The 13,501-nt window shown below is 51.2% G+C and carries 19 protein-coding genes and 1 tRNA gene; 2 read left to right on the top strand and 18 right to left on the bottom strand.

Going from position 1 to position 13,501, the window contains the following annotated elements; all coding sequences use genetic code 11:
- Nucleotides 1-34: 34 nt before the first annotated feature.
- The 5 genes from rpsR to rnr all read right to left on the bottom strand — a co-directional run bounded on the left by rpsR (nucleotide 35) and on the right by rnr (nucleotide 4,846).
- Nucleotides 35-265 (bottom strand): 30S ribosomal protein S18, encoded by a 231-nt coding sequence (gene rpsR, locus OEW58_08460; GenBank protein MDH5301378.1) that lies wholly within the window; start codon nucleotides 263-265, stop codon nucleotides 35-37.
- Between the two features lie 311 nt (nucleotides 266-576).
- Entirely contained in the window at nucleotides 577-978 is a 402-nt protein-coding gene (gene rpsF, locus OEW58_08465) for a 30S ribosomal protein S6 (protein MDH5301379.1), read from the bottom strand.
- Between the two features lie 154 nt (nucleotides 979-1,132).
- Nucleotides 1,133-1,765, bottom strand: a complete 633-nt coding sequence (locus tag OEW58_08470) for an NERD domain-containing protein (GenBank protein ID MDH5301380.1) — start codon at nucleotides 1,763-1,765, stop codon at nucleotides 1,133-1,135.
- Nucleotides 1,766-1,780: 15 nt separating this feature from the next.
- Nucleotides 1,781-2,533 (bottom strand): 23S rRNA (guanosine(2251)-2'-O)-methyltransferase RlmB, encoded by a 753-nt coding sequence (rlmB, locus tag OEW58_08475; protein ID MDH5301381.1) that lies wholly within the window; start codon nucleotides 2,531-2,533, stop codon nucleotides 1,781-1,783.
- Nucleotides 2,534-4,846, bottom strand: coding sequence for a ribonuclease R (gene rnr, locus OEW58_08480; protein ID MDH5301382.1), 2,313 nt, complete (start codon nucleotides 4,844-4,846; stop codon nucleotides 2,534-2,536).
- Between the two features lie 82 nt (nucleotides 4,847-4,928).
- Between rnr and OEW58_08485 the strand changes: the two genes are divergently transcribed.
- A tRNA-Leu gene (locus OEW58_08485) sits at nucleotides 4,929-5,015 on the top strand.
- A gap of 169 nt (nucleotides 5,016-5,184) precedes the next feature.
- Here the strand turns inward: OEW58_08485 and OEW58_08490 are convergent.
- The gene (locus OEW58_08490; GenBank protein ID MDH5301383.1) at nucleotides 5,185-5,808 is read right to left on the bottom strand and encodes a BMC domain-containing protein; all 624 of its coding nucleotides are present in this window, start codon (nucleotides 5,806-5,808) and stop codon (nucleotides 5,185-5,187) included.
- 221 nt (nucleotides 5,809-6,029) lie between these two features.
- On the opposite strand from OEW58_08490, the gene OEW58_08495 reads away from it, so the two are divergent.
- The gene (locus OEW58_08495; protein ID MDH5301384.1) at nucleotides 6,030-6,593 is read left to right on the top strand and encodes an NUDIX hydrolase; all 564 of its coding nucleotides are present in this window, start codon (nucleotides 6,030-6,032) and stop codon (nucleotides 6,591-6,593) included.
- Nucleotides 6,594-6,595: 2 nt separating this feature from the next.
- Here OEW58_08495 and OEW58_08500 read toward each other — a convergent pair whose 3' ends face one another.
- The 12 genes from OEW58_08500 to OEW58_08555 all read right to left on the bottom strand — a co-directional run.
- Nucleotides 6,596-8,248 carry a hypothetical protein gene (locus OEW58_08500; GenBank protein ID MDH5301385.1) on the bottom strand — a complete coding sequence of 551 codons (1,653 nt, stop codon included), beginning with the start codon at nucleotides 8,246-8,248 and terminating at the stop codon, nucleotides 6,596-6,598.
- Between the two features lie 133 nt (nucleotides 8,249-8,381).
- On the bottom strand, nucleotides 8,382-9,416 hold the full coding sequence (locus OEW58_08505; protein ID MDH5301386.1) for a LysR family transcriptional regulator: 1,035 nt from the start codon (nucleotides 9,414-9,416) through the stop codon (nucleotides 8,382-8,384).
- 60 nt (nucleotides 9,417-9,476) lie between these two features.
- Nucleotides 9,477-9,797 (bottom strand): DUF190 domain-containing protein, encoded by a 321-nt coding sequence (locus OEW58_08510; protein ID MDH5301387.1) that lies wholly within the window; start codon nucleotides 9,795-9,797, stop codon nucleotides 9,477-9,479.
- 23 nt (nucleotides 9,798-9,820) lie between these two features.
- Nucleotides 9,821-10,849, bottom strand: coding sequence for a sodium-dependent bicarbonate transport family permease (locus tag OEW58_08515; protein ID MDH5301388.1), 1,029 nt, complete (start codon nucleotides 10,847-10,849; stop codon nucleotides 9,821-9,823).
- A 105-nt stretch (nucleotides 10,850-10,954) separates the two neighbouring features.
- A complete protein-coding gene (locus OEW58_08520) occupies nucleotides 10,955-11,113 on the bottom strand; it encodes a hypothetical protein (GenBank protein ID MDH5301389.1) in 159 nt (52 codons plus the stop codon).
- Nucleotides 11,113-11,415, bottom strand: a complete 303-nt coding sequence (locus tag OEW58_08525) for a 4a-hydroxytetrahydrobiopterin dehydratase (GenBank protein ID MDH5301390.1) — start codon at nucleotides 11,413-11,415, stop codon at nucleotides 11,113-11,115. The genes OEW58_08520 and OEW58_08525 overlap by 1 nt, the downstream gene beginning before the upstream one ends.
- Entirely contained in the window at nucleotides 11,415-11,888 is a 474-nt protein-coding gene (locus OEW58_08530) for a ferritin-like domain-containing protein (protein ID MDH5301391.1), read from the bottom strand. The genes OEW58_08525 and OEW58_08530 overlap by 1 nt, the downstream gene beginning before the upstream one ends.
- Nucleotides 11,889-11,990: 102 nt before the next feature.
- Nucleotides 11,991-12,299: a BMC domain-containing protein gene (locus tag OEW58_08535; protein MDH5301392.1), complete on the bottom strand. Its 309-nt coding sequence runs from the start codon at nucleotides 12,297-12,299 to the stop codon at nucleotides 11,991-11,993.
- Between the two features lie 45 nt (nucleotides 12,300-12,344).
- The gene (locus tag OEW58_08540; protein MDH5301393.1) at nucleotides 12,345-12,656 is read right to left on the bottom strand and encodes a BMC domain-containing protein; all 312 of its coding nucleotides are present in this window, start codon (nucleotides 12,654-12,656) and stop codon (nucleotides 12,345-12,347) included.
- A gap of 73 nt (nucleotides 12,657-12,729) precedes the next feature.
- The gene (locus OEW58_08545) at nucleotides 12,730-12,972 is read right to left on the bottom strand and encodes a carboxysome peptide B (protein ID MDH5301394.1); all 243 of its coding nucleotides are present in this window, start codon (nucleotides 12,970-12,972) and stop codon (nucleotides 12,730-12,732) included.
- Entirely contained in the window at nucleotides 12,972-13,220 is a 249-nt protein-coding gene (locus OEW58_08550) for a carboxysome peptide A (GenBank protein MDH5301395.1), read from the bottom strand. The genes OEW58_08545 and OEW58_08550 overlap by 1 nt, the downstream gene beginning before the upstream one ends.
- A partial coding sequence (locus OEW58_08555; GenBank protein MDH5301396.1) for a carboxysome shell carbonic anhydrase occupies nucleotides 13,220-13,501 on the bottom strand: 282 nt, incomplete at its 5' end. The genes OEW58_08555 and OEW58_08550, both read right to left, overlap by 1 nt.

The following is a 13,501-nucleotide window of genomic DNA, read 5'->3' on the forward strand; positions in this document are numbered from 1 at the left end:
AACTTTATGTTTTCACCCAAAGGCGAACGCACAATTAATTTTTGTGCGCGTCACAGTACGGCAGCAGAGCCAGGTAGCGAGCACGCTTGATAGCGCTGGTCAGCTGACGCTGGTACTTGGCTTTGGTGCCAGTAATGCGGCTGGGAACGATCTTGCCGTTCTCAGTGATGTAGTTGCGCAGGGTGTTCAGATCTTTGTAATCGATCTGGTCAACGCCTTCAGCGGTAAAACGGCAGAACTTTCTGCGACGAAAATAACGAGCCATACTTTAATCTCCTATTTGGTTCTCAACGGACGTAGCGTGGACAATCAATTTGTACTCCCCGCTTTTGAATGCCGTCCGGTTCAAAAAACCCTTAATATCTACGTGATCCCCGGCCTTCAGCTTCGTAACCACTGCATCCAGTGATTCCCCGCTGGCCACAACCAAAACCCTAAACTGGATCTGGCGACTCAAGCCGGCCTCTTGTTGCTGCGATTGATGCTCAAGCAAAAAGCGGTTGAGAGGGACGCCTGCTGGGGTGACTCGGCGCTCAGGCGACCGACACACCACCCCGGTTAACTCAACGTGATTGATTAGGCGTCACCATCAGCCATCGAATCATCCGCTCTTGGCGCTTCCGCTCTCGGGCCACGGCCTTCGCGAGGGCTGCGCTCTTCTTCCTTAACCATCATTGGTGACAGATCGGTAACAGCGGCAGTAGTGGCGATAACCAGGTTACGCAGCACTGCATCGTTGAAACGGAATGCGGAAGCCAGCTCGTTCAGAGCAGACTGGCTGCATTCGATGTTCATCAGCACGTAGTGGGCTTTGTGAACTTTATCAATAGGATAGGCCAATTGACGGCGACCCCAGTCTTCCAAACGATGAATCTTACCGCCGTCACCTTCGATGATGGCGCGGTAACGCTCAACCATGCTGGAAACCTGTTCGCTCTGATCAGGATGAACCAAAAATACTACTTCATAGTGTCTCATTATCTCTCCTTACGGATGTTAAAAGCCTTCCCCCAACATTGGAGGTAAAGCAAGGAGTTGTATTCATTTACAACAAGCGGCGGATTTTAATACAGAAGCCCCCCGCCCACAAGCCTTTACGACGGTGAGCAGGAGGAAGAATTCGGCGGGTAACTCACAGAATTGCTTGACGCTTACTCAGGTGGACACGCGGATCGGCACGTTCTTGCAACGCAGCCTGCAGTTTGTCCCAGGCCATATTGACGCCAGTGCGCTCAATCGGCGCCAATCCGCCCTCAAGGGCGCGGACCTGATCAACCAGCGCATTGCCCATTACCACGTTGGTAGGAATCCCCTTGGGAAACTCGCCAGCCGTGGAAAACACGATGCGCCCCACCACCGGTACGCCCGGCAGCAAACCTTTAACGCTGGCCACACATGAATCCAGATAGCCTTGCGGATTGGCAAACTTATAGCTGCGATGGCCGCAGACCTGGGTCCAACGCTCTACCCGATCGCCCCCATAGATCTTTCCGGGAAAATTCTGCACATTGAGCACCACGATCAGGCGGTCAGTGTGCAGCAGATAATCTATGCGCAGCTCACCTTCCACCGGATCGGAAATGGCGACCTGTTCCATGCAGCGCACAGCCAGTTTTTTGATCTGACGCTGAACCATTCGCATGTCGGCGGTACGACGCCTCTGCTTGATGAACAACACCAGCATCAACAACAACACCGAAACAACCGCCGCAGCACTCCACACCCGCGGATCGGCAATCAGGCTTTCCAACATAACCAGACTCAACGAGCCTCCTCACTATCACTTCGTCTGTGTGCGTTGCCGCACCACTTCAAACAGGCAAATCCCCGTGGCAACCGACGCATTCAAACTCTGCACATGCCCCCGCATGGGGATGCTCACCAGGTAGTCGCACTGTTGCAGGGTCAGGCGTCGCGCACCCTTGCCTTCTGCACCGGTAACAATAGCGGTCGCACCCTTGAAATCCACCTGGTAGAGCGCTTGGTCTGCCTCCAAACTGGTACCGGTAATCCAGATACCACGCTGTTTGAGGTTTTCCAGGGTCCGAGCGATGTTCGTTACCTGCACAAAAGGCACGTGCTCTGCCGCACCACATGCCACTTTACGCGCTGTTGCCGTCATGCCCACCGCGTTATCCTTGGGGGCGATAACCGCATGCACACCCGCCGCATCTGCGCTGCGCATACAGGCCCCCAAATTATGCGGGTCCTGTATGCCGTCGAGAATTAGCAATAGCGGCGGCTCGGTCAGATTATCCAGCATCACTTCAAGCTGGTGTTCATCCCAAAGCATGGCCTGACTGATCTGACGTAAAATCGCCACACCCTGGTGATTTTCGCCATCGACCTGCTCGTCCATTTCCCGCCGCGATACAAACTGAGCCTTTACACGCAATTTGTCTGCCAGGCGCTGCAACTGCAACAGGCGTGGATTGGGATTCTGCTGACGCACGAACACCAGCCGGTCAACGCTCTCCGGACTCTGTTCCAGCAATGCCTGACAGGCATGAATGCCACAAACCCACTCACTCATCTATCTGCCTCTTTTCCGACCTTTTTTGCGGCCCTTATCGCCGCGGCCGGCATTTTTACCACTTTTTTCCTTTTCTTTGAACTTGGGCTTGGCAGATTTTTTGTTGGCTGGCGAAGATTCAAACCGCTGCCCCGGAGCCGCCACCCAGTCAAAATCGATACGACGATCTTCCAGGTTCACCTTCACCACCTTGACCCGAATTGGATCGGCCAGGCGGAAAGTTTTGCCGCTGCGCTCACCACTCAGGCGGTGGTTCACCGCATCAAAATGGTAATAATCGTTGTCCAGCGAGGTAACGTGGACCAAGCCTTCAACGAAGACATCCTTCAGCTCCACAAACAGACCAAAACCCGTCACCGTGGTAATAATGCCATCGTATTCTTCGCCCACTTTGCTTTGCAGATACTCGCACTTCAGCCAATCCAGCACATCGCGGGTCGCCTCATCGGCGCGGCGTTCAGTCATGGAGCAGTGTTCACCCAGACCGGCCATTTTCTCGGTACTGTAGGCAAAGCTGTCCACCGGCTTGGTACTGACCAAATGCTTCAGCGCACGATGCACCAACAGATCGGGATAGCGACGAATGGGCGAGGTGAAATGGGTGTAGGCATCAAACGCCAGACCGAAATGGCCGTCATTTTCAGGACAGTAAACTGCCTGTTTCAGACTGCGCAGCAACACGGTCTGGATCATCCGCGCATCAGGACGCTGCCGCACTTCATCGAGCAACTTGGCGTAGTGGCGAGGCTCTGGCTGGCCGCGAGCCGCCATTCTTAAACCCAATTCTTTGAGGAACTCTTTCAAATCATTGAATTTTTCCTCCGCCGGCTGCTGATGCACGCGATACAGCGCAGGAATGGCATTCTCTTCCAGATATTCCGCTGCCGCCACGTTGGCAGCAATCATGAACTCCTCGATCAGGCGATGGGCGTCATTGCGTACCACCGGCACGATGCGGTCGATTTTCTTCTCATCACCGAAAATAATGCGCGTTTCGGTGGTTTCAAAATCGATGGCACCACGCTTGCCGCGACGATCTGCCAATACTTTATACAGCTCGTAGGCGGTTTCCAGGTGCGGCAACAGGTGCTGATAATTCTGCCGCATCTGCTCATCACCAAACTGCAGCATCGCAGCCACTTCGGTATAGGTCAGACGCGCATGCGAACGCATCACGCCTTCGAAAAAGCGGGATTTGCGCACTACCCCAGCCGGTGTGATCAGCATTTCGCAAACCATACACAGGCGGTCCACACCGGGATTGAGCGAGCACAACCCGTTGGACAAAATTTCCGGCAACATCGGGATAACACGCCCGGGGAAATAGACCGAGTTACCCCGCTCCGACGCTTCCTTGTCCAGCGCTGTTCCTGGTTTGACGTAATAGCTGACATCAGCGATCGCCACCAGCATCCGCCAGCCCTTGCCCTGACGCTCAACGAAGACCGCGTCATCGAAATCGCGCGAATCTTCGCCATCGATAGTCACCAGCGGCGTGCTGCGCAGGTCTTCACGACCCACTTTGGCCTCTTCCGGCACTTCGCGGGAATAGCCCTTGATCTCGTGTTCCACATCGTCTGGCCAGATGTCCGGGATCTGGTGAGCACGCAGGGCAATTTCGATTTCCATGCCCGGCGCCATGTGGTCGCCCATCACCTCGGCCACACGACCAATCGGCGCAGATCGCCAGGTCGGCTGTTCGATAATATCCACCACCACAATCTGCCCGTCCAGGGCGCCGCCCCGATGCTCGGCAGGCACCAGCACATCCTGACTGATGCGCTTGTTGTTTGGCTTCACAAACGCCAGTCCGTGCTCCTGACGATAACGCCCCACCAACTGATGATTGGCGCGTTCGATCACTTCCACCGGTGCGCCTTCGCGACGCCCACGATGGTCAATGCCCGTTACCCGCATCAACGCCTGGTCACCGTGCATCAAGCCACGCATATATTTGGCAGAGATGAACAAATCATCGCCACCCTCATCCGGTACCAAAAAGCCAAAGCCATCGGGATGACCGATCACTCGCCCCTTGATCAGGTCCATTTTTTCGATAATGCCGTAATCGCCCTTGCGGTTACGGATAATCTGGCCATCACGCTCCATAGCGCGCAAGCGGCGTCTCAACGCCTCTATGTCATCCTCGGTTTCCATGGAAAAGTGTTGCACCAGCCGATGGCGCGACATCGGCTCACCGGCTTCTTCCAGGACAGCCAGAATAAATTCGCGACTGGGAACGGGGTTTTCGTATTTTTCGGCTTCTCTTTGAGCAAACGGATCTTCGCCCAGGCTTTTTTTATCTGTGGTCATTGACAATCATTCAATCTCTAGTAGAATTGCGCCACGTTGAACGGCGGGCCTGTATTATAACAGGTTCTACGCACGAAACGTCGCCGAGGTGGTGAAATTGGTAGACACACTAGCTTCAGGTGCTAGCGGGGGCAACCTCGTGGAGGTTCAAGTCCTCTCCTCGGCACCATCTTCTTTCTGGTGTTACGGAACACTGGAATACAAAAAGCGCCGCGAGGTGCTTTTTTTTCGTCTGACGAAAATACGATCACGCAACAAAAAGCTGCGCGCCTGCTGAATATGCGGATTGGATTTGACACGAAACGACAAGCGTCATCGCGCTTGCCTGATCTAAAATTTTACGAAACTTCCTGACCGCTCAACGCACGTATGGCATCAATCGCCGCATGAGCTGCGGCTTCAATTTCCGATTCGCGTCCCGCCAAAATCAAACGACCAAACGCACCAACGGCACGCGCTTCGATCAACGTAATGCTCGCCGCTTTTTCGGCCATGTTCGCCGCGTACACGATATAGCCTGCAGGCTCGGTTTCAAGAATAAACATGCTTTGGCCCGGCAGAATCATCGAGCCTTTACGATCCTGACGATTAATCAACACCGCGTGATCCGGCGTAATGGCACGCACAATTTCGCTCCAGGCGATACGGCATTTTTGCCGCGAATCTTCTCTGGTCGCCAGGTTATGCAGCACAGCACGCCCCGCCTCAAGCACATCACTTTGATCCCGGTGATGAAACACCATAGAACCGAATGCACGCTCAACAACTTGCTGCCCCAGATGCACTCGCGTTGCTTTCAGCGCAACGTCCGTCAGTCGGTGAATCGCCATACCTGGTGCCACCTCCAGCCATAGACAGGCATCACCGGGCACTGGCAGGAAGCCTTGCGATACCGTTCCCAGATACGTCGCCAGTTGCGGTTGCAGTGAATCAATAAAAATGTAGGTGCGAAGCTTGATCATTCACAGAGATTCCAACAAGATACTACACGAATCAAAAATGACAGGGCGGCCAACTCAGAACCACCCTGCCAAAACGCAGACTCGAACACTGCTATTAAAACACACCCCACCCACTTCAGTTCATTGCTCTTATCGATACCTTGCATAGATCAAATCGATGACGCAGTCAGTTTGTATCGTGATAACTTATGCCTACCCGAAAGCACACACACTTTATCACCATGCATCGAGCTGATTTACTGAACAGACTGCGCCATTACCGAACGTCATTCATGGAAGAAGCGGCGATGGTGGATCGCACCTGGCAGTTTGTATTGCAGCATGAAAACTGTTTTGATCGTCAGCTTGCCCACGCGCATGTTACGGGCTCTGCCTGGATCATCAATCCATCGCACACCCATGCACTGATGCTGCACCACAAAAAACTGAACCGCTGGCTGCAGCCCGGCGGACATGCCGATGGTGATCCTGACATACTGCAAGTAGTATTGAAAGAAACATCCGAAGAAACCGGCATCGCACTCGAAAATATCACCCTGGTTAGTGACAACATTTTTGACGTGGACATTCACACCGTACATCAAAGCGTTCACGACAACCGTCACGAACACCACGACATACGCTTTTTGCTGATGATAGATGATCGCCTGCCGATTCCCGGCAACAGTGAATCCAATCAGGTTGCTTGGGTACCGCTGGCCCACGTCAGCCGCTACAACAATGCGCGGTCACTGTATCGTCTGGTCAACAAAACCCGCGCGTTGCAGCATTCACTGGCCTATTAAAATTACACAAACTTTTCACCAAACAGCGGCAACCCCTGCTCACCGATTTTCTGCCGAAATACGTCGTTAAACAAAAACGCCGCAACCTCCAGCGATACCACTCGACTATGCCGCCGGGCAATTTCCATTGCCTGCTCTCGACTGTAGCGAGGGCGGGTGCGAAACTTTCCTGCTCCATCGGCGACCTGCCACTTTTCCTGCTTGCGCACAACATTCAACCAGGGATCGCGAGTTTCAATCTGCGTGCTTGTCACCGAGAGATTGGCGCATTTGCCGATTCGCGCCAATATCTGCGGAATTTCCGCATCATAGCGTCGAACAATGGCTGACAAATTTCCCGTATAGCGTAACGCTTGAATCTGGCCACTGGCCCAGGCTATACCGTCGTAACCGTTTTGCAGCGCACGCAACAGCATCAGCTTGCAAACCAAACTCACCCATTCATTGCGAAATGGCGCGAACGGAATCTCACCCCAGGGATTATTGTCGTATCCGTGAATGGCTCCCTGCTGATGCCAGTCACTTTGCAATTCTTCGATAAACAACAAATGCCGACCTTGGTGATCAACGCGTGTTGTGGTCCGCACATGCGCCAAGACGTTATGGTCGTAAAAATGCGCACCGAAAAATGTACGCTGATAATCCGGCAACATGATTAACCATTCTCGATAATCATCACCGCCATGCAGAGTCAAATAATCATAACGGGTGTGGTTACGCACACCGCCACGAACACCCAACTGTTCAGTTGCATGTCGATTTGCTGCGCGCATGGCCTGCGCACTGCTGTCGTAATATTTAGCCATACCGCGCGACTCATCACAGACCGGTCGGCCATAGCTATCCAATACAAACCAATAGCGGTTCATCGCCTGATAATGGCCATAAGCCAGCGTTTTAACGACACCGACACGATAATTGTAATCATCATTGACGTAGCGCAGGATGCCGTAACAACTACGATCCAATTTTAGCGCTGCACGCACCTGCGCCTGATGAGGAAATTTCAACGCGACTTCGCGAAATGCCAACTGGCCTTGCGTATCCCAGATTCGTTCCAGCGACATTTCCAGACGGATGTTGCGAAAATCAATCGCTGCCAACAACTGTTGCAGGGTCAGTGTTTGCGTGTCCGGCAATGACTTTAAAAAATCACGCACACCCGACCAATGCAATTCATCCTGTCGCAAACCAAATTGGGCCAAATTCTGTAGTGATGCTCGCCACTGGGCAACGGAAGCACGCTGCAGCGATGTGGATTGCAGCCAACGAACCAGCGCACTATGCAAGCCGGCAGGAGCAGTGCTGTTTTTTACTGAGATATCGGTTTGACAACCGATCAGACGTGTGCGTGAAGATTCGATGAGACGCTGTTGCGCAGGTTCGCACAGCCAATCGTAAAAACGTTGCTTGTCATTCGCCGACCAATCCTCCGCCAAACGAACATCAGCAACTGTGTAGCCGGCATAGCGATAGTCAAACTCACGCCAGCCCATGCGAAATCCACCATGGTCATGACGTGTTCGATAAATCACATCCACCACGGCGTACAACTGGCGATGCCCTGCCGTCTGGGGGATTTGTTTGCGCAGGGCATGATAGCGCGCCCGATCCACGGAAAGCGCAACACCCCTGCCATCGCTCAGTACCAACATGCCCACCTTCTCCAACATTCAGTAAGGGAAGAAAACCGCGACACCTATACCATAGTAATTTAATCAACTTCTATGATCGTATCAACAAGCTCAGACATGTTCAAACTTTTTTATTCAAACCGCGCTGCGCAAATTAGCGGTTTTCTCTCAACCCCAAACTGCGCCAGCGTTCCTGGTGAATCAAGCTAAAATCCGACAACAACTTGTTCATGTGATCGCGAATTTCCGGCCCTTTTTTCTGTGCATATTCCAGGAAGGTTTTAGCGATCAATGACAGCTCGCGCTCCTTGGGATAAACCAAATACCACTGACGGTGAATGGGAAAGCCTTCAACATCCAAAATATCCACAGGGCCCGTGGCACCTTCCAGTGTCAAGGTATGCAGCGACAAAATCGACACACCCAAGCCACCCACTACGGCATGCTTGATTGCCTCGTTACTGCCCAGCTCCATTCTCACCTTAGGCTGCAGACCGTGGTCACGAAACAGACGTGTCGTCACGTCGCGGATACCCGAACCGGGTTCACGCAAAATCAAAGGCTCTTGCGCCAAACGTTCCAGCGAAATATTGCGCTCACGCGTCAACGGATGACTCTTGCCGGCCACCACCACCATGGGGTTGGGCGCAAAAGGAATAGAGATCAAACCTGCTTCTTCCGGTGCCTGGCCAAGCACATACAAGTCGTCATCACCCTGACTGATGCGTTCCAGTACACGTTCGCGATTGGTGACCTTGAGGGACACATCAATCTCGGGATATTCGTTGCAAAATCCGCCAAGAATTTCCGGCGCAAAATATTTTGCCGTGGTAATAACCCCAAGACGTAACCGGCCTCTTTTCAGGCCCTTATAGCCAGCAATTGATGATTCCAAATTGCTGAGAATGTCAAACATCCCCTTGCAGGAGCGATATAACTCCATTCCCACATCCGTAGGGCGGGTTTTGCGCTCAACTTGCTCAAACAATGGCAAGCCAATCGTGTCCGACAATTTTTTAATCTGCATGGACACGGTCGGTTGAGTTAGAAACAACTCTTCAGCGGCTTTGGTATAACTGCCCAGGCGGACAATGGCCTCAAAAATCTGTAACTGCCGTAAGGTCAAGTGACGAATCAGGTGATCCGGCATTGCACTTACTACGTGCAGTTCACGCTCGTCAGTATTCATTCTTAGTCCTTTTCCGACCCGTTCAGGGGCCTCCAGCATATCACTGACCATACAAATCGACTATTCCATTGGTTTAGAAAATTTCTCTGGCGCAATAACCTGGATATCAGAGACAAAAATGGTTAATCGATAGCCTTTGGCAATTTGCCGCTGCAGGCCGTCTAGCAGGCGTTGCAGCTTTTCTTCAGGCACAATAACCTTAACCATGATGTTGGCTTCAAAATCCAGTGAACCTTCCAGTTCACCACAAATTCCCTCACCATATACTCGGATAATGGAATAACCACTTACACCATGGCGGCGAAACATTTCGCGCAGCTTGTCTTGCAACACATCCATGGTAATGACATTGACTAACTTGTAAGGATAAAGTTTGGGCATGACTGCTGTCCTCGGTCAAACAACTAAACACCGGCCAAATACTGGACGTACCAGTAATACAACGGGATTCCAATAAGCACATTGAACGGGAAGGTAATTCCTAGCGACAACGTCAAATAAAACGACGGGTTTGCCTCAGGTACTGCCAACCTCATTGCTGGCGGCACGGCAATGTAGGAGGCACTGGCGCCCAACACCGCAACGAGGGTCGCACCACCCACGCTAAAACCAAGGATGCTATAGCCAACAAAACCACCCACGGCACCACCAAACAGAGGCATGACGATACCAAAGGCTGCCAACACCAAACCGACCTTTTTAAATTCCTTGATACGGCGCGCAGCTTCCATGCCCATCTCGAACAAGAACAGACACAGTACACCCATGAAAATTTCATCAATGAACGGCATCAGTTTTTGAATTCCAGATGGCTGTGCAATTGCACCAATCACCATCGAACCAATCAACACCACCACACTGCCATTAGTAAACGCGTCACGTAACAAGTGGGAGAAACTTCCGTTCGAGTCATTGTTATCATACAGCGATGCAGTACCGTCATTGTTTGCCAGCACGGGCGCTGAAGATGCTAAACGTTTTCTGGCAAAAGCAGCCAAAACTAGGCCAACAATGATCGCCGGCGATTCCATCACCGCCAGCATAATCAGCGGATACGACTCGTAATGAATTGATGAGCTATCAAGAAACGCAATGGCGGTTAAGAATGTACCGGCACTAACAGAACCATAATGCGCAGAAATGGCCGCCGCATCCATGGGACTGACACGCTTAGTCAATATCAGCGCCAGATAACCCAAGATTGGCAAGCTAAAACCTAATATCAGAGCCCAAACAATCGAGTTTACCGCGATCGACAATTCTGCTTTTGCCAACTCGTATCCGCCATGAAGACCGATGGCCATCAGCAAATAGATGGCCAATACTTTAGCCAAATCGGGTGGGAATTTGAGATCTGATTTAATGATTCTTGCAATAACACCCAGTGCAAAAAAAAGTACCGCAGGAATCAAAAGATTATTCAAACTGGACATAATATTCCTCCGGCGTTTCGCCAGCGCAACATATCATCGTTGATTAATTGGTGAAAACTTTGTCTTGTTGTCAAGATAATGGCTGCCATTTCAACAAGCAACCACTCAGTCCGGCCAAACCCGACGAGAAGGGATTATCCTAATGTCGTCCGATTGATCGCGACGTGCTGGCTTTTCGTTTTTGTTGCCAGACATTTTCTTTGACGCAGATTTGTCAGCGATATCGGCCTGTGCGTGATCTTTAACTTGCTTTTCATCAGTCATTACTGTCTACCTTCCACCGAGTATTCTGCGTGCAAAACCTCACGAACTTTATTCGCGGGCGTGAATTCGTTTATCTTTTTGGCAAAATCTATCTTTACATCATCAATAAGATCATCAGATTCGCGCGCATAAATCGTCATATTGACGTGCGTTTTGGCAAAATTAATGTCCGGGTAATACCCTTCTTTCTCAGACAACTCTGCTGCCTGTTCAAGGAAATCCCGAGTCATTTCGTAGTTATCAAAATCAATTCTACGTTCAAGGCGTGTCGGACGCTTACGCAAAACCCAGTTTTCAACCATCACCATTCTCCCAGCGATCTTTCATAATTAAACATGCCTGACAGCTCTTGCTGGATATTTACCCAGTCAGCCGAGTGTTTTTTCTCATCCGCAAGCAGCTGCTCAAAGAATATTCTTCCGTCAAAATCATTAATTTTTGCGCAATAATTTACTGCAACCTGGTAGAAGCCAACGATTTCCGTTTCGAACTCACTGGCACTAAGCAGGAGTTCAGGCAACGAATTTTCCACCCTTGCACTACGCAACTGTGTCCGACCTGGTGCAACACCAAGAATCAGCATGCGGCTAATAATTTTTTCCACATGAATCATTTCGTCCATTGCTTCTGAACGAAATTTTTCAGAGAGATCTGAGAATCCACGCAAATGCAATACACGTGACAATGTCATGTACTGCTGGACAGCGGTCATTTCCAGGCTAAGAGCACGACCAAGAAAGCCAAGGACCATAGGATCTGTATTTGCGTAAACCATAGGGGCTACTTCATTTCATAATAAAAAAGCCGGATGGGCGACGAGAGGTGTGCTTACAGGCAGAGTCAGCACGATATCCCCATCCGGCTAAGTCAGCATTGCTTACATGCGGTTTTGGTTGCCACTGTTGTTCAGAACAGTCTCAACCTCACGATGTGGACGAGCGATGATGTGGGCTGCAACCAGACCATCACCTACGCGCTCACAAGCGTCAGCACCGGCACGAACAGCTGCGTTAACCGCGCCTGTCTCACCACGAACCATCACAGTGACATAACCGCCGCCAACAAATTCTCTTGCAACCAGACGTACTTCTGCTGCCTTGGTCATCGCATCTGCCGCTTCGATAGCAGGCACCAGACCACGCGTTTCAATCATACCCAAAGCAATACCGTATGCTTCATTAGCCATTTAAGTAACTCCTCAATGAATTATCTAAGTTCAAAAAGTCAGAAATTAATCATTTGTCAGCGGTTTGCCAGAAGGAGGCAGAACGCTTTCTACTTCTTTGTGTGGGCGCGCGATAATGTGCGCAGCAACCAGACCATCACCTACACGCTCGCAAGCGTCAGCACCGGCACGAACGGCAGCGTTAACTGCACCAGTTTCGCCACGAACCAGCACGGTTACATAACCGCCACCAACAAATTCGCGACCAACCAAACGGACTTCCGCCGCTTTTGTCATCGCATCTGCTGCTTCGATGGCAGGCACCAAACCACGCGTTTCAATCATGCCCAACGCGATACCATAAGTTTCATTTGCCATTGTTTTCTCTCCAGTTAGTGAGTTTTAAATTCATTTGCCCTAGCACAATGCCAACGGACAATAGTTAAATTTGTTATTCCCAGAAGTCGATGACTCCGCCAATTGTCAAATCTGTTATCAACGCTTTGTCATCCAGCGCCAATCTTGCTGCTGAGCCACTGATAGTGAACACCCAGCTTCCCGGATTGCTTCCTATGGTATCCACCGCTACTTGCAACTTTCCTTTGCGATCACGCAAAACTCGCAACGGTAGATTCCCCATTCCGGGATGGCGATAGGTACACACCAAAGGTCCTACCACCTGAAAAACATCCATTACTTCCCTCCCGTCCAGTGATCAATGATGCCAACAATGGTCAGATCGGACGGATAATCTCTTGAACCTGCAGCATCACGCGCTGCGGAACTTCCTACACACAAAACCCAATCACCCGGAGCCGCACCAACCGAATCAACTGCCACCATCATGCTGCTACCATCGCGGACAATCTGCAGATGCTTGTGCTGCAAACCAGCAATTCGATTGGTCGCCACCAACGGTTTTTCTACTTGATAGATTTTCATCAATGAGCTCCTGCGCTGGTTTTCTGTTCTGCAGAGCTAGCGATCACTTCGATGCTTGCACCTGCATGACAATCTCTGACCACCAACAAGGTATGTAACATCCCGCTTGCTGCCTGTTCACTAAAGCGTTTACGAAATGCCAAATCAAGATTTTCACAGCGAGCAATCGCGCGCTCTTTTGCTCCTGGTACATTACCGTGGTAGTCGTAACGAATGACCACCGGAATTGGCAAGCCGCGACTAACATTCAGACCGGTGAAAATTTTCACACCCACGTCCAA

It is taken from the genome of Gammaproteobacteria bacterium, from assembly GCA_029884425.1.
Taxonomy (GTDB): domain Bacteria; phylum Pseudomonadota; class Gammaproteobacteria; order S012-40; family S012-40; genus JAOUHV01.